The sequence below is a fragment of the uncultured Nisaea sp. genome (genome assembly GCF_963974195.1).
Taxonomy (GTDB): domain Bacteria; phylum Pseudomonadota; class Alphaproteobacteria; order Thalassobaculales; family Thalassobaculaceae; genus Nisaea.
Genome location: NZ_CAXBDC010000003.1, coordinates 1 through 18,330 on the forward strand (window position 1 = coordinate 1; position 18,330 = coordinate 18,330).

General features: G+C 59.5%; 20 protein-coding genes. 11 read left to right on the forward strand and 9 right to left on the reverse strand.

The features are described 5' to 3' along the window. The 3 genes from rplM to AAC126_RS01250 form a co-directional block, all read right to left on the reverse strand. The coding region (rplM, locus tag AAC126_RS01240; protein ID WP_339849115.1) for a 50S ribosomal protein L13 at positions 1-196 on the reverse strand (196 nt) is incomplete at its 3' end. Between the two features lie 190 nt (positions 197-386). Beyond that, positions 387-1,298 carry an aldose 1-epimerase gene (locus tag AAC126_RS01245; protein ID WP_339849118.1) on the reverse strand — a complete coding sequence of 304 codons (912 nt, stop codon included), beginning with the start codon at positions 1,296-1,298 and terminating at the stop codon, positions 387-389. Continuing rightward, the gene (locus tag AAC126_RS01250; protein WP_339849121.1) at positions 1,295-1,723 is read right to left on the reverse strand and encodes a PaaI family thioesterase; all 429 of its coding nucleotides are present in this window, start codon (positions 1,721-1,723) and stop codon (positions 1,295-1,297) included. Before AAC126_RS01250 ends, AAC126_RS01245 begins: the two co-directional genes overlap by 4 nt. Positions 1,724-1,828: 105 nt before the next feature. Here AAC126_RS01250 and AAC126_RS01255 point away from each other — a divergent pair, with 105 nt between their 5' ends. After that, positions 1,829-2,923: an NADH:flavin oxidoreductase/NADH oxidase gene (locus AAC126_RS01255; RefSeq protein ID WP_339849123.1), complete on the forward strand. Its 1,095-nt coding sequence runs from the start codon at positions 1,829-1,831 to the stop codon at positions 2,921-2,923. A gap of 29 nt (positions 2,924-2,952) precedes the next feature. On the opposite strand, the gene AAC126_RS01260 is transcribed toward AAC126_RS01255, so the two are convergent. Both AAC126_RS01260 and AAC126_RS01265 read right to left on the reverse strand, forming a co-directional pair. Further along, complete coding sequence (locus AAC126_RS01260; protein WP_339849125.1) at positions 2,953-3,333, reverse strand: hypothetical protein; 381 nt, start codon at positions 3,331-3,333, stop codon at positions 2,953-2,955. Positions 3,334-3,445: 112 nt separating this feature from the next. Beyond that, a complete protein-coding gene (locus tag AAC126_RS01265; RefSeq protein WP_339849128.1) occupies positions 3,446-3,814 on the reverse strand; it encodes a hypothetical protein in 369 nt (122 codons plus the stop codon). Between the two features lie 107 nt (positions 3,815-3,921). Here AAC126_RS01265 and AAC126_RS01270 point away from each other — a divergent pair, with 107 nt between their 5' ends. Continuing rightward, entirely contained in the window at positions 3,922-4,785 is an 864-nt protein-coding gene (locus tag AAC126_RS01270) for an arginine deiminase family protein (protein ID WP_339849130.1), read from the forward strand. 12 nt (positions 4,786-4,797) lie between these two features. Here the strand turns inward: AAC126_RS01270 and AAC126_RS01275 are convergent, their stop codons facing one another. After that, positions 4,798-5,517: an HAD family hydrolase gene (locus tag AAC126_RS01275; RefSeq protein ID WP_339849132.1), complete on the reverse strand. Its 720-nt coding sequence runs from the start codon at positions 5,515-5,517 to the stop codon at positions 4,798-4,800. A gap of 155 nt (positions 5,518-5,672) precedes the next feature. Between AAC126_RS01275 and AAC126_RS01280 the strand changes: the two genes are divergently transcribed. Together AAC126_RS01280 and AAC126_RS01285 are read left to right on the forward strand one after the other, a co-directional pair. Then, positions 5,673-6,011, forward strand: a complete 339-nt coding sequence (locus AAC126_RS01280) for a P-II family nitrogen regulator (protein ID WP_339849134.1) — start codon at positions 5,673-5,675, stop codon at positions 6,009-6,011. A 139-nt stretch (positions 6,012-6,150) separates the two neighbouring features. After that, on the forward strand, positions 6,151-7,869 hold the full coding sequence (locus tag AAC126_RS01285) for a SulP family inorganic anion transporter (protein WP_339849135.1): 1,719 nt from the start codon (positions 6,151-6,153) through the stop codon (positions 7,867-7,869). Between the two features lie 25 nt (positions 7,870-7,894). Here the strand turns inward: AAC126_RS01285 and AAC126_RS01290 are convergent, their stop codons facing one another. After that, positions 7,895-8,701 carry an alpha/beta hydrolase gene (locus tag AAC126_RS01290; RefSeq protein ID WP_339849136.1) on the reverse strand — a complete coding sequence of 269 codons (807 nt, stop codon included), beginning with the start codon at positions 8,699-8,701 and terminating at the stop codon, positions 7,895-7,897. A 157-nt stretch (positions 8,702-8,858) separates the two neighbouring features. On the opposite strand from AAC126_RS01290, the gene AAC126_RS01295 reads away from it, so the two are divergent. After that, positions 8,859-9,794: an AEC family transporter gene (locus AAC126_RS01295; protein WP_339849138.1), complete on the forward strand. Its 936-nt coding sequence runs from the start codon at positions 8,859-8,861 to the stop codon at positions 9,792-9,794. 18 nt (positions 9,795-9,812) lie between these two features. Here the strand turns inward: AAC126_RS01295 and AAC126_RS01300 are convergent, their stop codons facing one another. After that, positions 9,813-11,174: an MATE family efflux transporter gene (locus AAC126_RS01300; RefSeq protein WP_339849140.1), complete on the reverse strand. Its 1,362-nt coding sequence runs from the start codon at positions 11,172-11,174 to the stop codon at positions 9,813-9,815. A gap of 75 nt (positions 11,175-11,249) precedes the next feature. Between AAC126_RS01300 and AAC126_RS01305 the strand changes: the two genes are divergently transcribed. From AAC126_RS01305 to AAC126_RS01330, 6 genes are all read left to right on the forward strand, one after another. Further along, the gene (locus tag AAC126_RS01305) at positions 11,250-12,188 is read left to right on the forward strand and encodes an AEC family transporter (protein ID WP_339849142.1); all 939 of its coding nucleotides are present in this window, start codon (positions 11,250-11,252) and stop codon (positions 12,186-12,188) included. A 61-nt stretch (positions 12,189-12,249) separates the two neighbouring features. Next, positions 12,250-13,644, forward strand: coding sequence for a multicopper oxidase family protein (locus tag AAC126_RS01310; RefSeq protein ID WP_339849144.1), 1,395 nt, complete (start codon positions 12,250-12,252; stop codon positions 13,642-13,644). Between the two features lie 112 nt (positions 13,645-13,756). Further along, positions 13,757-14,554, forward strand: coding sequence for an enoyl-CoA hydratase (locus tag AAC126_RS01315; protein ID WP_339849145.1), 798 nt, complete (start codon positions 13,757-13,759; stop codon positions 14,552-14,554). 2 nt (positions 14,555-14,556) lie between these two features. Beyond that, positions 14,557-16,383 (forward strand): O-acetylhomoserine aminocarboxypropyltransferase, encoded by a 1,827-nt coding sequence (locus AAC126_RS01320; RefSeq protein WP_339849148.1) that lies wholly within the window; start codon positions 14,557-14,559, stop codon positions 16,381-16,383. Between the two features lie 71 nt (positions 16,384-16,454). Then, the gene (locus tag AAC126_RS01325; protein ID WP_339849151.1) at positions 16,455-16,976 is read left to right on the forward strand and encodes a PAS domain-containing protein; all 522 of its coding nucleotides are present in this window, start codon (positions 16,455-16,457) and stop codon (positions 16,974-16,976) included. A 294-nt stretch (positions 16,977-17,270) separates the two neighbouring features. Next, on the forward strand, positions 17,271-17,789 hold the full coding sequence (locus AAC126_RS01330; RefSeq protein WP_339849154.1) for a PAS domain-containing protein: 519 nt from the start codon (positions 17,271-17,273) through the stop codon (positions 17,787-17,789). Here AAC126_RS01330 and AAC126_RS01335 read toward each other — a convergent pair. Further along, entirely contained in the window at positions 17,786-18,322 is a 537-nt protein-coding gene (locus AAC126_RS01335; protein WP_339849156.1) for a histidine phosphatase family protein, read from the reverse strand. The two genes, AAC126_RS01330 and AAC126_RS01335, sit on opposite strands and share 4 nt — an antisense overlap. Positions 18,323-18,330: the final 8 nt, after the last annotated feature.

The window sequence follows — 18,330 nt, forward strand, 5'->3', positions numbered from 1 at the left end:
CGGTGAGCTTCACCTTTTCAGCATTGATCACGACGATGTTGTCGCCACAATCCATGTGCGGGGTGAAGGTCGGCTTATGCTTGCCGCGCAGGTAGTTTGCGAGAACGGAGGCGAGGCGGCCCAGGATCATGCCTTCGGCATCAACGATCCACCACTTCTTCTCGATCTCGCTCGGTTTAGCCGAGTAAGTACGCATCTCTTTAACCATCCAGTGATGCTGCGAAATTCAATAGCCGCACGAAGGCCTGAGCCCCCTGCAGCGGTTGGCGTAAAATACGGATACGCATTGTGAAGTCAAGCGCGAAAAAGCACGGTTTTTCAATAGCTTTATCGTAACGGTATTATGTTACCGCGCATATAAGTCCTTTTATAACAGGATGAAAGGCTTAGCTCCCTTCAACGCCAGGCCTGAACAGCATCGACGCGGCGAGCCTTCCTCCCGGTGGAACCGGCTGTATCCCCGTTCCAGCAACACCTCCGGCGGCAAGATTGATGGCGTCGATGCAGTGGGTGACAGGCTCTACGCAAAAGAACGGCTTGCTCTCCGGCGTAAACAGAATGGTGTGAGAGAGAGTCTCGCTCCCGCTTATCCCAAGGCTCAGTTTCTGGCCGGGCCACTGAACCAGCGCCTGACCGTTCCACCCGCCGAAACCGGTATCAAGTCCCCGAGGCAGCCCCCGCCCCTCTGTCCCGGAAAAATCCAGATCGCCGGGAATATCCTCCGGGCCTGCCGGCAAAACGCCATCAACCGCCGGCCAGATTGAGCCGAAGGACGTTGCCAGAACCGGGCCGTCCCGCCAGGGAAGATAGGGATGATGCCCCAACCCGCCCGGCATGGATTTCGTCCCGGTATTTTCCAGCTCCATCGCAACGCGGAACACTCCGTCCGCAAGATCGAACACCTGTCGCGCCCGATAGGGAAAGGGCCAGTCCTCCCCGGAATAAGCATAGGACAGCGCGGCATGCGTTACGGAGACGTCATCCACATCCCATGGCACCACGCGGCCATGGCCATGAATGGCGTGCGGCGCACTTTTCTCCGTGACCGCGATCCGGTGCTCTTCACCATTCCAGACAAAGCGGCCATTCCGGATGCGGTTGGAGAACGGCACCAGGGGAAAACTGCCCCATGCGGTCGATCCGCTGTCAGTGCCTCCGGATTGCGGGCCCGGCACGAACCAGTCCGTCCGGTTCCCGGCAAGGTCACTCCAGAACGCGGAGATGCGCCCGCCGGATTCCGGCAGGATTTCGACGTTAAGAGACCCGGCGGAAAGCCGGATGACGGCTTCGGCGCTCATGCCTGATCGCGTGGCGGGATGGAATAGGTCGCGGTCACATGGCAGACCGGATCGTCCTCCTCTCCCGCGCTGAACAGGGTGACTTCACCATAAGCCAGCCGTTTGCCGCATTTCAGCAAACGCCCCTCCGCGATCAGATCCGCAGGCTTTGGCCGGCGCAGAAAATTGGCGTTCAGACTGGTGGTTACGGCGAGCTTCACGATCCCGATGCGTGACAGCACGCAGGCATAGACCACGACATCCGCCAGCCCCATCATCACCGGACCACTGACCGTGCCGCCGGGACGCAGGAAATCTTCCTGATACGGCAGCACCGCCCGTGCCGTCCCGTCACCGATCTCCTCGAACCGCACGCCGTACTGACCAACCGCGGGCACTTCCTCCCGCGCGATCCGGTCCATTTCGGCATTGCTCAACTTCGTCATTCAGTCCTCCCCAGGGCGCGCGATACCGATATTGTTGTGTTCATACGGTATTTTACGCGTCAGCATGCGCGGCCATATGTGTGATGAAAACTAGGATAGAGCCCCATGAGCAGTCATCTCTTTTCCCCGATCAGTTTTCGCGATCTGACGCTGGACAACCGAATAGCGGTTTCCGCCATGTGCCAGTACGCGTCCGAGGACGGTTCCGCGAATGACTGGCACCTGATGCATTACGGCAATCTTGCCATGGGGGCGGGAGGACTGCTGATCACCGAGGCGACGCACGTTTCCGCCGAGGGCCGTATCTCACCAAAATGCCTTGGTCTCTATTCGGACGAGAATGAAGCGACGATCAAGCGCTTCGTCGATTTTTGTAAAGAGTACGGAACGGCAAAGCTCGGCATCCAGATCGGCCATTCGGGCCGCAAGGGATCGACCAACCCTCCTGGCAAGGGCGGCAAGCCCGTCGCGGAAGGGGAAGGCCGCTGGCAGACCCTTGGCCCCTCACCGCTCGGTTATGCGGACTGGCCCGCGCCGCTTGAACTCGACGATGCCGGCCTTGCAAAGGTAAAGGCGGAATTCGTCGAGAGCACCATCCGGGCAGACCGGGTCGGGTTCGATCTGGCCGAACTGCATGGCGGCCACGGTTATCTCTTGCACCAGTTTGTCTCGCCGCTCAGCAACCAGAGGACCGACGGCTATGGCGGCAGCCTGGAGAACCGTCTGCGCTACCCGCTTGAAGTGTTCGAAGCCTGCCGTGCCGCCTGGCCCTCCGGAAAGCCCTATGCCGTGCGTTTCTCGGCAACCGACTGGGTCGATGGCGGTTTCTCGCCGGAGGAATCCGTAATCTATGCCAAAGAGCTGAAGGCGCTTGGCTGCGATTTTATCGACGTGACCACGGGCGGCCTCGACCCGCGTCAGAAGATAGAGGTAAAGCCCGGATACCAGGTCTTCCTTGCCGACAAAATCAAGAAAGAAGCCGGTATTCCAACCATGGCCGTAGGCATGATCGTCACGCCAAAACAGGCAGAAGGGATCATTGCAGACGGGGAAGCCGACATGGTCGCACTGGCCCGCGGCGTGATGGACGATCCGCGCTGGGCCTGGCACGCTGCACAAGAACTGGGTGAGAGCATCCCCTACCCTGCACAATACGCTCGCTGCGCGCCGGAGTTCTGGCCGGGTGCCGCATTAAAATAACGGGTGCGTATCCTCTTCTAACCGGCCGGTCAGGCAGTACCGTCATCGCTTTTGAGCCAGGCGATTGCCTCGTCCCGGCTATAGAAGATTTCGTGCTGCACGGGGGATACGGCGCTCGCCATATTGCTATAGGCCTGTAACAGCTGGCGCTCGGCCTGATTGCTGATGACAATCGCATTCCGGGCGCCAGGCCCACGTAATCGGGCAAGTTCAGCGCCTTTCGTGGCAACCTTATGGAAATTGTCAGCCCTGAAATATGAAATGCGCGCCCCGAGAAAGTTCCACAGCGCGCATTTTTTCGGGGTCTTCGAATGATGCTCTGTAGATGCCGAGATTATGTCTCCGGCAGACAGGTCTCCGCTCCCCACGAACTCAACCAGCTCACCATGATCCCGAACCTCGACCGGCAACGCTTAATCTCCCCCCGTAATTTTTGATCAGTAAAGATCATCAGTTGGCCGAATATCAACCTCGGCTTGGCGAGTTCCACACCTGATGCTCCATCCCCCGTGGGCTTTGCGGTCATTCCGCCTGCAGCCACTGAATCGAAGATTCGCGTTCCGTGAAAACTTTAAAAATCACCGGGGATTCCATACTTGCCCGGGCGACATATGCCTGCATCAGCAGGTATTCCATTTTAGATTTCACAACGATTGCAGAGCGCGCACCATCTCCCCTTTTGGGAGCAAACTTGGCGCTATCGCTCGCAACTTCCTTGAACCTGTCTGCTGAAAACCCGGAGAGATCGGCGTTCAGGAAATTCCAAAGAACATTAGTTTTGGGGGAGCCCGAGAAATATTCCGATGCCGCTATGTACACCTCGTCCGGACTGACGGACCCGGAGCCCAGAACCTCGACGAAATCACCATTGTCGACAATTTTAATCGCCAAGAACTTTCCCCAGACTCACCGATAGGTTTGGCTCAACATATGCTTTATTCAAATCCGGTTCATTTGAAATTGAAAAACAGCTTATTCAGCGAACTGGAGACAATCGCATGCAGAATGAAACCAGCCAGATCCGCAGGGTTTTGATGAAGCACGCGGAACAAGCATTTGTTTCCCAAGAAAAAATCTCTTCTGAATGGCGCGGCCTGAATTATCTGGCTGAACCGGATTTCATGAAGGCCTGCGCCCAGTCCGACGCGCTTGCGGACATTCTCAGCGGGCTTGGCTGTTCGGTTGAATGGCTTGCTGCGGACGATACGGTCGGGATTGATTCCATCTATGTGCGCGATAACGCCATCGCTTCCGACAAGGGGCTTGTCCTCTGCCGGATGGGCAAGGACAAGCGGCGTCCGGAACCTTCGGCCATGGCGCCCGGGCTGGAGCGGGCTGGCATCCCCATCCTTGGCCAAATCGGCGGCACCGGCAAAATCGAGGGTGGTGACCTGATCTGGCTGGATGGCGACATCCTGTGTGTCGCGGACGGTTACCGGACCAATGCGGAAGGCGTGCGGCAATTAACGGCCTATCTCGGAGATGCGGTCTCGGAAGTCATCACTGTTCCACTGCCGCACTGGAATGGCCCAGGCGATGTGTTGCACCTGATGTCCTTCATCAGCCCCATCGCGCCGGATCTGGCGCTGGTCTATTCCCGGATGATGCCGGTTTTCTTCCGTGACTGGTTGCTGGAGCGCGGCATCGAACTGGTCGAAGTGCCGGACGGGGAATATGACAGCATGGCCTGCAACGTGCTGGCGACAGCACCCCGGGTTGCCGTGATGCTGGACGGAAATCCGGTGACCCGTCGACGTCTTGAGCAAGCCGGTGTCGACGTCCATGTCTATGATGGCTCGGAGATTTCAGCCAAGGGATGCGGCGGGCCGACCTGCCTCACCCGCCCGCTCGAACGGAGCTGACAGGCCTCCCTGTCAGCCGACTTCGCGTGAGGGAATGTCCGGGGTTGCGATGCCGAGCAGCTCCGGCAGTCTGGCCATGTCATCGAACAACTCATGCACGCCAACGTCGGCGAGCCCTTCCGGGCCGTGATCGGCATGATATCCGAAGACCCGCATGCCGGCAGCGATCCCGGCGCGGGCACCCGTCGGGCTGTCCTCCACAACGACGCAGCGTTCCGGCGCCACGCCCATGCGCTCCGCGCAATAGAGGTAGAGGTCCGGCTCCGGTTTCGGAATGCCAACCATGTCGGCCGAGAAAATGCGGCCTTCGAAATGCCGTTTCAGATTGGTCACGCCAAGCGTGACATCCATCTTTTCAACCGGCCCATTGCTGCCGACGCAGATTTTCGTGCCTGAATCCGCGATCCTGGACAGTGCCAGGTCGATTCCCGGAATGGCCCGCAATTCCTTGCGGTAGAGCTTGAACTGCTTGGCATAGATGTTCGGGACCCAGTCCTCGCCCAGCTCCCGGCCGAGCATCGCTTCGACGTCCTTCTGGATGAAGGTGAGCTTGCCGCCGAGAAAACGCTTGAGCGCATCCTCAGCCATGATCTCGACCCCGGCTTCCGTCATGGCGGCGGCTATGACCCGGTTTGCAATGGCTTCGCTGGCAACCAGCACACCATCGCAATCAAAGATAACGAGTTCGCATTCCATAGCACCGGTATAGCAGCCGGAGATATGTCCCGTCATCAAATGTATCGAGACAATTTGAAAACCCGGTATTTACCCACCGGTATTTGCCTGGGAGCAAAGAGCATCGAGGTCTCAGACGAGAGCGGCTATCTGTGTCATGCTATCATTGCAGAAGATGCTTGCTGACACGCTGGAGGTAAGGGAGACCGGTGATGAAGATGATTGTCGCACTTGTGAAACCGCATCGCCTGGACGAAGTGCGCGCGGCGCTCAATGAGGTTGGCGTTCATGGAATGACGACCAGTGAGGTCAAGGGATATGGCCGGCAAGGCGGTCACAGCGAGATTTATCGCGGTGCCGAATATACCGTGAGCTTTGTGCCGAAAGTGAAGGTCGAGGTGGTCACCAGCGATGCGATGATGGAGCCCGCTGTCGAGGCCATCGCCACGGCCGCGAAGACAGGCCGGATTGGCGATGGAAAGATCTTCGTGCTCGATGTCGCAAAAGCCGTCCGCATTCGCACCGGCGAGGTTGGCGACGACGCGCTCTGATCTGCGGCACGACCGCACAGGGTAAGGAAACACAAGGAAAAGGCCGGGACAGCTCCGGCCTTTTTTGCTTTCATTCATTTGTTAACCATTCCCTCATGGATCGGCCGGGTACCGTCTCCTGGCTGACAGGCTACAACGCATGAACAGCAATGCCGTCCCCTCGCCGGCCAATAAAGGGCCGAGTTTTCTCGAAACCTTCACCCCGAAACTGGTCACCATCCTGCGCGAGGGCTACGGGCTTGCGAACCTGCGCGCGGACGCTCTCGCTGGGCTCACCGTTGCCATTGTCGCCTTGCCCCTCTCCATGGCCATTGCCATCGCTTCCGGGGCCACGCCGGCACAGGGTCTCTACACAGCCATTTTCGGTGGTTTCCTGGTCTCCGCCTTTGGCGGCAGCCGGTTCCAGATCGGCGGCCCCGCAGGTGCCTTCATCGTCCTGGTCGCCGCCACGGTCCAGATCCATGGCATGGACGGCCTGATCCTTGCCACCATGCTTTCCGGGCTGATGCTGGCCGCCATCGGCCTGCTGCAACTCGGCACCTACATCAAGTTCATCCCCTATCCGGTGACGGTGGGTTTCACCGCCGGTATCGCGGTCATCATCTTTGCCAGCCAGATCAAGGAACTGCTTGGCCTGGCACTGTCCGCGCCGGAGCCGGGCCCGTTATTGGAAAAGCTGCCCGCACTCTGGTCCGACCTGCCGACCGCCGATCCGGTGACCATCGGCATGGCTGCTGCAACCATCGCCACCATCGCCGGGCTGAAGCATTTCCGGCCACACTGGCCCGGCATGCTGATCGCCGTCGCAGGTGCCGCGCTGGCAGCCGCCCTGCTCGATCTGCCGGTCGCGACCATTAGCTCCAGGTTCGGCGGCGTTCCCAGCAGCCTGCCCTTGCCGTCCCTGCCCTCTCTGGATCCGGAAAAGATCATCGCGGTTCTGCCGAATGCGGTTGCCTTCGCCCTGCTCGGCTCCATCGAATCCCTGCTCTCCGCCGTCGTTGCCGACGGTATGACCGGACGGCGGCATCGCTCGAACTGCGAGCTGGTGGCCCAGGGCATTGCCAATGTCGTGTCTGGCCTGTTTTCCGGGATTTGCGTCACCGGCACGATCGCCCGGACGGCCACAAATGTCCGGGCGGGCGCGCATGGCCCCATCGCCGGCATGTTGCATGCGCTGTTTCTGCTCGTCTTCATTCTGGTCGCAGCACCGCTCGCCGGGTTCATACCGCTCGCCAGCCTCGCCGGCGTGCTCGCACTGGTCGCCTGGAACATGGTTGAGAAGCACGCCTTCATTACCCTGATCCGGGCCTCACGCGGCGATGCGGCCGTCCTGCTGGCAACCTTCCTGCTGACCATTTTCCGGGACCTGACGGAAGCCATCATCGTCGGCTTTGCACTGGGTTCGGTTCTGTTCATTCACCGGATGTCAAAAACCACGGCTGTCGAATCCCAGCGCCCCTACGTCGCGGAGGACGAAGCCGACTATTCGGACGGCCTTCGTACTCCGTATGAAGAAGAGGTCGAAAACGATCCGGAAATCGTGATCTACCGCATCTCCGGAGTGTTCTTTTTCGGCGCCGCCGCATCCATAGGCTCTGTTCTCGACCAGATCGCGGATACGCACCGGGCGCTGATTATCGATTTCAGCGCCGTGCCCTTTGTCGACTCAACCGCAGCGAACACCATAGAAGTCCTCGCACAGAAAGCCGGACGGCGTGGCGTGTCCGTTTATCTGAGCGGCGCCATGCCGGACTCCCGCCGGGACCTCGTCACGCATGGCCTCCGGCCGCCGCTGGTCCGTTATTCGGAAAACATCGAAAGCGCCGTGCTCGAAGCCAGGGCGGAAGAGCGCCGCTAGGTGATGCTCTCCGCACCGGAAGCCGCTATAGCGATGCCGCGAAACTCATGATTTCGGCAGAAAACCTGTCCGGCCGTTCCGCCGGAATCAGATGGCCCGCATTGTCGAACACCACGTGGGATTTCTTCGCGATCCGTGCCTCAAGCTCCGCAATATCCGCCTCGATGCGGAAGACCCGGTCATGCTCCCCCGTCATCAACAGAACAGGAATATCGAGCTTCTCGTAAGGGAAATCCCAGTCAGTGCCGAGGGAACCTTTCATCAACTCGTACAGGCCGTCCCCATCCTTCATCGGCTGGTAATCCCCCTCTAAAAGGGTCGGACGCATCTTCGCCAACTGCTCCGGGTTGACCAACATCGGCAGATTGGCCTCCATGATGAGCTGTCCGCCGCCGGTCGCCGCCATGCGCACCATGGCGCTGTTGATCCATTCCAGCCTGAGGCTCGGCTTGCGCAGGGTGTTGATCAGCACCAGCGCTTCCGCGGCGGCGCCCTTGAGATAGGCCTGCGCGGCAAACAGGCCACCGATGGAAAGGCCCGCAAGGATTGGCCGTGGCGGCGCCACATGGTCGACGATCCGTTTCAGGTCATCGACGATGGTAACCGGGCCGAGATCGGCATCCTGGCTAAAGGTGCTGTCCACCTGCCCCCTGAAATTATAGACTAGCGTGCCGTATCCGGCAGCCCGCAGGGCCGGGCCGATCGCATCCACCTGCCACATTCCGGTATTGCCAGTCAGTGCATTGACGAAAACGAACGTCTGCCCCGTCGCGCCCGGAGGTTGATACTCATAGTAGAGACTGTTCCCGGCGCTGATTTCCAGATTGGCCATTTCTTCCTCCCATCCTCAATTTTTTAACGACTATAGGCTGAGAGTCCTGCCGCTGCCAGATAGGGCGTGGAGAAATGCTCTTGCTGCACCGCACAAAATCGGAAAACATGTAAGCAATACTGACCTAGTGCGCTCCCTAAATTGGCATCGGCCATTCATGGAAATACTGATCGACATCGTGTTGCCGATTTTCGGCACGCTGTTCATTGCCTATATCGCGGCCCGGACAAAGCTCTTCTCCACGAAAGCGACCGAGGGCCTTGCGACCTTTGTCTTCACTTTCGCCGTCCCGTCCCTGCTCTTCGACAGCGTCAGCCGCCATCCCTTGCCCGATCCGATCGAGTGGGAGCTGCTGATCTCCTTCTTCGGCACCGCCTATCTGATCTGGCTCGCAGGCATGCTGATCTCGCGCTGGCTGTTCAAACGGGATTTTGCGCATGCGTCCCTTGCCGGCATGACCGCGGCTTTCGGTAACACCATGCTCGGCCTGCCGCTGGTCCTCACCACCTTCGGAGAGGCAGGATCGATCCCGATTTTCCTGATCATCGCCTTCCATTCCTGGCAGTTCTTCGCTCTCGCCACGATCCTGCTTGAAGGCAGCCGGAGGCAGAATGGCACCCTCAAGGCCCTGCCATGGACTATCGCCAAGAGCCTTGCGACCAATCCCATTCTGGTCGGACTCGTGCTCGGCCTGGCCTGTAACATCCTAGCCATTCCGGTGCCGGATCCGGTCGCGGACATTACCGGTTTCCTGGGGCGCGCTGCTTTGCCCTGCGCCGTTTTCGTGATGGGCGCATCACTGGCCAAATTCCGCATTACCGGTGCCATCGGGGAAGCCGTCGCGGGCAGCCTGCTGAAGCTGATCGCCTTTCCGGCCCTGACTTATGTCGCGGCCACCTACATCTTCACCATGGAGCCGCTCTGGCGTGATGTTGCGGTGGTCATGGCGGCGCTCCCCGTCGGGATCAACGTTTATCTCTTTGCCGACCGCTATGAGGCCGGCGCACCGGCGGCGGCAACATCCATGCTGCTGTCGACCTTTCTCTCGTTCGGCACCATTGCGACCGTATTGACCCTTCTGGAAGTCAGGTAAGCTAACGGCTCGCGGCCATCAACGCCGCCAGGGGCCCAGCCTGAGGGCAAGGGCGTTAAAGACGCCGTAAGTTGCCATCGCCCCGGCCACAAGCAGGAAAACGGTATTTTCATCCGTCGCGGCCTGATCCAGAAGCAACACGCCGCCTCCCAGCAAGACTGCAAGCCGGAGCCCCGCGCCTGTAACCGGCAGAATCAGCGTGTTCATTGCCTGGCTGGAGAAATAAAGGCACAGGCCCAGCCCGAAGAAAGTGTAAGCCGGCCCGACGAAACGCAGATAACGCGCGGTCGTGGCCGCGATTTCCGCATCCTCCGTGAACAGCCCGCTCCAGAGCCACGGCGCAACCGCGAGAACGGTGCCGATCAGACCAACGGACAGGGCGGCAAACCAGCTCCCGGTCCAGCTCACCCGCAAGGCCCGCGCCCGCAAACCCGCGCCAACACTGGCACCGGCCATGGCAATGCTGGCGCTGCCGAAGGCAAAAATGATCGGAATAATGACAAGTTCCAGCCTAACCCCGATGCCGTAGCCTGCAAGGGATTGCGGGCCAATCCGCGCCATATAACCGGTCACCACCATGGCCATCGCGATGGTCAGCACGGACTGCACGCTGGCGAACGCGCCCCGGCGGCCAACAATGTAAACCTGCCGCCACGAAACCGGCCCCGTAATCCTGACCCAGTCCGGCCTGTTGATGTGAAACAGATATGCGGCGAGGTACAGACTACCGGCCCCATACCCGATCAGGATCGACAGCGCGGCACCTTCGATACCCAGTGAAGGAAACGGCCCGATGCCCATGACCAGCAGCGATGCGGCGAGGAGATGCATCGATACGGAGACGCCGAGCCCCAAAGCCGGCCGCAGCATGTCCCCGGATCCTCGCAAAAGGCTGGCCAACATGTTGAAAAGCCAGACAACAATAATGCCGGGGAACAGCACAGCCGCATAATCTATCGCGGTTTGCAGAACCGTCCCGCTACCCCCGAGCATGCGGAAAAGCCCCGGCCCGAAGAGCCAGATGATCAGGGCGCTGAATGCCCCCCCAAAGGCAGCAAGTATCAATGCCGTCCGGACCAGGGCGCCTGCCGCCTCGTGATCCTTTGCACCAAGCGCCCGCGCCGTCGCTGCGACCACGGCACCGCCCATGGCCCCTGCGGAAAACATCACCGAAAGCGCGAAAAGCGGAAACACCAGTGCGACACCGGCGAGCGCCAGCGGGCCCAGCCCGCCGACGAACCAGCCATCGGCCACATAAAGTATGGATTGCATCAGGCCCCCAAGCAGTCCCGGAGCCGCCAGACGCGCGATCCGGCTGGCGATCGGCCCCTCCAGAAACGGATGGGGTGCCGCGCCGGTCATGGCTGTCTTGACTGTCATGTAAAAGCTTTTTCCGCTATCGAGGGTATGGTCATCGACCGTCTCACCTGCGCGTTTTCCCAAACCGGACTTTCCATGGAAATCCTGATCGACATCATCCTGCCGGTCTTCGGTACCGTCTTCATCGCTTACTTCGCTGCCCGTTTCAGACTGTTTCCGGCGGATGCCGTCGACGGCCTTTCCAAGTTCGTCTTCAACTTCGCCATTCCACCAATGCTGTTTCACACCATGTCGCGCCAGACACTGCCGGATCCGATTGAATGGGAGTTCCTGATCTCCTTCTTCGGTGGCGGATATATCGTCTGGATACTCGGTATGCTCGTGTCATTGTGGTGTTTCCGCCGGGACTTCGCTCATGCTTCGTTGGCAGGGATGACTGGCGCCTTCGGCAATACGGTTTTGCTTGGCATTCCGCTGATTTTGACCACCTTCGGAGACGCCGGAACGCTGCCGGTCTTTCTGATCATCGCGTTCCATTCCTGGCAGTGGTTCGGTGTCGTCACGATTCTGGTGGAGGGCGGACGCGGCCAGAAAGGCGCCTTGCTCAATATTCCGTGGGCCATCATCAAGAGCCTCGTCACCAACCCGATTCTGATCGGGCTTTTTGCGGGTCTGGCCTGGAACGGTTTCGACCTGCCGCTGCCTCAGCCCGTAGTCGATATCACGGAATTTCTTGGCCGTGCGGCCTTGCCCTGTGCGGTTTTCGCCATGGGCGCATCCCTCGCCCAGTACCGGATATCCGGAGCAATCTGGGAGGCTCTTGCCGGCAGCGCCCTGAAGCTCGTTGCCTTCCCCGCCATTACCTACGTGATAGCGACCCATATCTTCGATATCGCCCCGCTGTGGCGCGATATCGCCGTGATCATGGCCGCCCTGCCCGTTGGGGTGAATGTCTATCTGTTCGCGGATCGCTACGATGCGGGCGCCCCCGCCGCCGCGACATCAATGCTGATCTCCACGTTTCTATCTTTTGGCACCATCGGAGTGCTCTTGCATTTCCTCGGCGTCCGGTAGCCCCCATATCATAAATGCCGGGCGGTGCTGGCGAACGTAAAAACCTGATGGGGCGGAACAGGTGCGGAAACTTACCAGACGGAATGTACTCACGGCTCTGGGCGCTACAGGCATCGCCGGGGCGCTCCCTGCACAATCGGGACTTGCGGCACCCGCACCGAAGATACGCCTCGAGGCACGGCCAGGAACAGCGCGCCTGGCGCCGGACGAGTACAAGCCGACTCCGGTCTGGGGATATGAGGGCGGTGTCCCCGGCCCAACAATCCGTGTCCGGCAGGGCGAACGCATCGACCGTGTTTTCCTTAACAATCTGCCGCAGGAGTCCACGATCCACTGGCATGGCATCAGGATCGACAATGCCATGGACGGGGTCCCTGGATTGACCCAGGCCGCCGTCCCGCCGGGCAAGACTTTCGATTACGGTTTCACGCCGCCGGACGCAGGCACCTACTGGTATCATCCGCACAACCGGACCTGGGAACAACTCGCGCGCGGTCTGTATGGCGCCCTGATCGTTGAAGAAACCAGCGCGCCTGACGTGGACCGGGACGAGGTTCTGATGATCGATGACTGGCGGCTGACTGAAACGGCGCAGATAGCCGAGGATTTCGGTGCCATGCACGACTGGTCCCATGGCGGGCGCATCGGTAACTGGATCACGGTCAATGGCGACGGCTACTGGACATCCGACGCGCGGCAGAATGACCGGCTGCGTCTGCGCCTCGTCAATGCATCGAATGCGCGGATCTACAACCTCAGTCTGAAAGGGCTTTCCGGCTGGGTTGTTGCACTGGACGGACAGCCACTTTCAATGCCTGTGCCGGCAGAAAAACTTCTACTTGCTCCGGCACAACGTGCCGATCTCATTGTCGATGTTACGGCGAACTCAGGTATGGAAGCCTCCCTCCTCTCTCACGAGCGGGGTGGGAGCTATGCCGTTGCCGTATTCCGTGTCGGTCAGGCCATGGCAGAGCGTCGGGCTGATCGCCCCGCGCCATTGCCGGCCAATCCTCTCACCGAAATCGGCCCCCTCGCGGAGACACGCCCTGTCGACCTCATAATGGAGGGTGGCGCCATGGGCCGGATGCGCGGCGCGATGATGAACGGGAAGGATACCGATATCCGTACCCTGATCAGCCGGGGCAAGGCCTGGGCCTTCAATGGGCAGGCGGATATGACGGACAAGCCTCTGCTTTCAGTTCGAGCCGGACAGACCGTGCGCATTCGTATGAATAACCGGTCCCGCTGGCCTCATGGCATGCATCTGCACGGTCATCATTTCCGGCAAATGCTCCTGGAAGAGCAGATGGGGCCATTGCGGGACACGCTTCTGATGCAGCCTGGCGAGATTTCGGAGATAGCCTTCGTTGCCGACAATCCCGGCGACTGGTTACTGCATTGCCATATGGTCGAGCATGCGGCGGCAGGCATGATGACCTGGTTAAAAGTCACCTGACCAAATCGTCGCTCATATTGGCTTTGCTTTGATGGTCACGTCTGTTCCTCTGCACCTTCCGGCGCTAGTGTTCAGGTCGTTGCAAGGCGGAATAGCCAATCGGGAGAAATGCATGTCTGTCGCGGAAGAACTAGAGGCCGGGCTTGTCCTGCGCGAGGACCGTGACGGGATCGCACGTATCACCCTGAACAGGCCGAGAGCCTACAATGCGCTCTCGCTTGGCCTGATGGCGGCTCTCCAGTCCGAGCTGGAGAAAATCGCGACAGACCAGACGGTGAAAGCCGTGGTGATCGAAGGCGCCGGCAAGGGATTTTGTGCCGGGCACGATCTGCGTGAGATGCGTTCACGCACGGACGAAGCCTTCCATCAGACGGTGTTCGCCGCCTGCTCTCAACTGATGCTGACCGTGACTGACCTCCCCCAGCCGGTCATTGCCAAGGTGCACGGCATTGCTACCGCTGCCGGATGTCAGCTTGTCGCCACGGCAGATCTCGCCATCGCGGCGGACAGCACACGGTTCGGCACGCCCGGCGTCAATATAGGCCTGTTCTGCTCGACCCCGATGGTCGCCGTCTCCCGCGCCATCCCGCGCAAACAGGTTATGGAAATGCTGCTGACTGGCGAAATGATCGATGCAGAAACCGCTGTCGCGCATGGCCTGATCAATCGTGCCGTTCCGGAGACCGGGCTCGAAGACGCGGCGCAGGAGATGGCGGGCAAGATCGCCTCGAAATCTCCGCTGGTCCTGAAGACCGGCAAGAAAGCCTTTTACCGGCAGCTCGAAATGCCGCTCGCAGACGCCTACGCCTATACCAGCCAGGTGATGGTCGACAACATGCAGGCCCGCGATGCAGCGGAAGGGATCGACGCCTTCATCGAAAAGCGCGCGCCCGAATGGAAGGGAGAATAATCATGGCCGAGAATGAGGCACCGCACAGGATCAACCACGAGAATTATCCGGACAGCTACATCAAGGAGATTCTCTCCTCCGTCCACACCATTGCCGTTGTCGGAGCCAGCAATAAATGGACCCGGCCGAGCTATTTCATGGCGAAATACCTGCAGGGAAAAGGCTATCGGATTGTTCCGGTCAATCCCGGCCTCGCCGGTCAGGAAATCCTGGGTGAGCTGGTCTATGCCTCCCTGAAGGACATCCCGTTCAAGATTGATATGGTTGATATTTTCCGTAATTCAGAGGCCGCCGGCCCGATCGCGGAGGAAGCCGTCGAAATCGGCGCCGATGTGGTCTGGATGCAGCTCGGTGTGCGGCATGACGAAGGTGCGGAGAAAGCGGAGAAAGCTGGTCTGAAGGTGGTGATGAACCGCTGCCCGAAGATTGAGTTCTCCCGGCTTTATGGCGAGCTTTCCTGGCATGGCTTCAACAGCAAGGTGATTTCGTCAAAACGCCGTGCGGTTGGCAGAGCCGGAGACACAAAACAGGATACCGGTGAGGACAAACAGCCGAAGGGCGGTGCCGGGTTCGAGACCCGCGCCATTCATGCCGGTGCCGCGCCGGACCCGACCACGGGCGCCCGAGCCACCCCTATCTACCAGACCACGGCCTATGTCTTCGAGGATGCGGATCACGCCGCCTCGCTGTTCAACCTGCAGACCTTCGGCAATATCTATGGCCGCCTGTCAAACCCGACCACGGCAGTGCTGGAAGAACGGATTGCGAGCCTGGAAGGCGGCCGGGGCACGACCTGCACCGCATCAGGTCATTCGGCACAGATGCTCGCCTTGTTTCCGTTGATGCAGCCGGGGGACCTGATCGTCGCCTCGACCCGGCTTTATGGCGGCTCTATCACTCAATTCGGCAAGACCTTCAAGAAGTTCGGCTGGGACTGCGCATTCGTCGACATGGACGATATGGACGCGGTACGGGCTGCTGCCGCCAACCCGGCCTGCAAGGCGCTCTTCGCGGAATCCCTCGCCAACCCGGGCGGTGTCATCAGTGATATATCCGCTCTTGCCGAAATCGCACATGGTGCGGGCGTGCCGCTGATCATCGACAACACGATGGCAACGCCCTATCTCTGCCGGCCGTTCGAGCATGGCGCCGATCTGATCGTGCATTCGACCACCAAGTTCCTCTCCGGCCACGGCAATGCCATGGGAGGAGCGGTTGTCGATTCCGGAAAATTCGACTGGGGGCAGAACGACAAATTCCCCTCTCTCGTCGAGCCGGAACCCGCCTATCATGGCATCCCCTTCTGGGAGAGCTTCGGCGACCTGGCCTTCACCACCTACGGCCATGCTGTCGGGCTGCGCGATCTCGGGCCGACCATGGCGCCGATGAATGCTTATCTGACCATCACCGGTATCGAGACCCTGCCGCTACGGATGGAGAGACACGTCGCCAACGCGGCCAAGGTCGCGGCCTATCTGGACCAGCATCCCGCCGTGTCCTGGGTTTCCTATGCAGGGCTGGAGAGCAGCCCCTACTATGATCTCGCAAAAAAATACCTGCCCGGCGGCGCCGGCTCCGTCTTCACGTTCGGCGTGAAAGGCGGCTACGAAACCGGTACCCGCATCGTCGAGCGGGTCGAACTGCTCAGCCATCTTGCCAATATCGGCGACACCCGCTCCCTGATCCTGCACCCCGCCTCAACAACGCACAGGCAGCTGACGGAAGAACAACGCACGGCAGCCGGTGCCGGAGACGACGTCATGCGCATCTCTGTTGGCCTGGAAACCGCAGACGACATCATCGCCGATCTGGATCAAGCGCTCCAATAGAGTTAATAATACCATTGTATTCAGGCGTGGTGATCGAACCACGTTCAATTGTTATTCGGGAGTCGCTTGCTATGAGCGATGGTCAATCGAGCCTGCATTCTGTTTCTCTTCAGGAACCCCGAACACTGGAACCTGTTACGCAGGCAGATGATTTGTACCATCCCGAACTGCGCGCGCTTTACCAATTCTGGCACATGAAAGCCGGCGACCATCTCGCACCTGCGAGAAAAGATATTGACGTCCTGGAGCTCAAAAGATGGCTTCCGAATATACAACTTGTTGATGTCATTGGAGATTACGCCGACATTCGATACCGCGTTATCGGCACCTGGATCGTTGAGCGGTTCGGTGCGGACGACACGGGAAAAACAATCATGGAAATCGGTGAAACCGATCACTCCAGAGAAGTCCGGAAAGAGTTTTTGACGCCGGCAAAAACCATGAAACCTCATAGAATTATCAGGCCTTTTTACGACATCAACGGAGCCAAGGAATTCTCTTCCGCCGAAAGGCTCATGTTGCCTCTGAGTGCGAATGGCCATACTTGTGACAAGGTAATTTCGGGACTGTATTATCTCGACGCAAAGACCTGATAGGCACGCTTCCTCCGTATTCCGCGCATTAATATTTTCAGCCCCTCTCGCCAGGACCATCCCGATTACGCATGGCAGCCATGAAATCGGATATTTCGCACATGCGAAGGTTGACCAGTCACGGAATCTGACCAATATGCGCCGCCATCGCTGGGGGAGATCTCCAAGAGAACTTCCACGTAAACAGCGAGCGGGTAGCAACGCACAAGAATATGCGGCGGCTCCCGTATCGGCAGCGTTGATGAACACGCTTTGCTGGCCCCAATTAAGCGTGCTTCGTCAGAGGATGAACGAGTGTTTCACGATCAATGCAACAGTGTTGCAGACCTGTCGTCATCAGAAAGGGTCTGCACTCGGGTAAACTGTGCGGATGACCTGATCACCCCCGAGCTTCGATCTCTCTACCAGCTCTGGCAGGAGAGGCGCGGCGACCGGATCGCTCCGGCACGAGCCGACTTCGACGTACCCGAGCTCGTCCCCTGGCTCCCGCACATCATGCTTTCCGACTATCTCGATGAAGGCGCCGACGCCCGGTTCCGCGTGGTCGGTACCTGGATCGTGGACCAGTATGGCAAGGACAATTCCGGGAAGACCGCGTCCGAAGTGAATTTTTACGGCCGCGGCCAGCAGATTTTATCCGAGTATAAGCACGTCGCCGAAACGATGATGCCGCACCAGATCTGCGGCCCCTTTTTCAAACACACGGGGACGCAGGATTTCCGCGAGGCCGAGCGGTTGCTCCTTCCGCTCAGCAAAGACGGCAGGACCTGTGACAAATTCCTGACTGCCGTCTATTTTCTCAGCAGCTATTAACGCACACAGCCATCGAATGGCCGCCAAGCAGGCCTTCTCTCGTCTGCATGAAACCAGTTGCCGCCGCCATTGCCCGGCTGATCGAAAATACGTGAAACCGGGCACTGGCTCAGATACGCCAGCAACAAAGCCCCGACCGCCCCGTGTGAAACAATCAACGGCATACCATCCGGCTCGGCTTTCCGGATATCCTCAAAGCACCTGACAATCCTCTGCTGCTCAGCGGCAGCAGTCGCCCATCCCCGGACAGACTGCTCCGGTTCGGCGAAGAACTGGTCCACAGCGCGGTCAAACTCATCAAACGGCAGGTAACCGGTCGCAGACCGGTCGTTCTCCCCGAGATCTTCCCGGGCAACAGGGATCAGCCCGACCGCACCGGCGACGATTGCCGCGGTCTCGATGGCTTTGCGTTCATCGCTTGACCAGATAGACGTGATGTTCCCGAGCCATGGCTGAGTGAGACCAGCCCGGATACGCGCCCGTCCGCGCTCGGACAGTCCCCATTCCGTGATCGGAACAGCAGGATCAATCACCACGTCTG

Coding starts and splice junctions, on each gene's coding strand:
- AAC126_RS01245 (WP_339849118.1), bottom strand. CDS start 1,298: ATGAGCGCCGAAGCCGTCATCCGGCTTTCCGCCGGGTCTCTTAACGTC.
- AAC126_RS01250 (WP_339849121.1), bottom strand. CDS start 1,723: ATGACGAAGTTGAGCAATGCCGAAATGGACCGGATCGCGCGGGAGGAA.
- AAC126_RS01255 (WP_339849123.1), top strand. CDS start 1,829: ATGAGCAGTCATCTCTTTTCCCCGATCAGTTTTCGCGATCTGACGCTG.
- AAC126_RS01270 (WP_339849130.1), top strand. CDS start 3,922: ATGCAGAATGAAACCAGCCAGATCCGCAGGGTTTTGATGAAGCACGCG.
- AAC126_RS01275 (WP_339849132.1), bottom strand. CDS start 5,517: ATGACGGGACATATCTCCGGCTGCTATACCGGTGCTATGGAATGCGAA.
- AAC126_RS01280 (WP_339849134.1), top strand. CDS start 5,673: ATGAAGATGATTGTCGCACTTGTGAAACCGCATCGCCTGGACGAAGTG.
- AAC126_RS01285 (WP_339849135.1), top strand. CDS start 6,151: ATGAACAGCAATGCCGTCCCCTCGCCGGCCAATAAAGGGCCGAGTTTT.
- AAC126_RS01290 (WP_339849136.1), bottom strand. CDS start 8,701: ATGGCCAATCTGGAAATCAGCGCCGGGAACAGTCTCTACTATGAGTAT.
- AAC126_RS01295 (WP_339849138.1), top strand. CDS start 8,859: ATGGAAATACTGATCGACATCGTGTTGCCGATTTTCGGCACGCTGTTC.
- AAC126_RS01300 (WP_339849140.1), bottom strand. CDS start 11,174: ATGACAGTCAAGACAGCCATGACCGGCGCGGCACCCCATCCGTTTCTG.
- AAC126_RS01305 (WP_339849142.1), top strand. CDS start 11,250: ATGGAAATCCTGATCGACATCATCCTGCCGGTCTTCGGTACCGTCTTC.
- AAC126_RS01315 (WP_339849145.1), top strand. CDS start 13,757: ATGTCTGTCGCGGAAGAACTAGAGGCCGGGCTTGTCCTGCGCGAGGAC.
- AAC126_RS01320 (WP_339849148.1), top strand. CDS start 14,557: ATGGCCGAGAATGAGGCACCGCACAGGATCAACCACGAGAATTATCCG.
- AAC126_RS01325 (WP_339849151.1), top strand. CDS start 16,455: ATGAGCGATGGTCAATCGAGCCTGCATTCTGTTTCTCTTCAGGAACCC.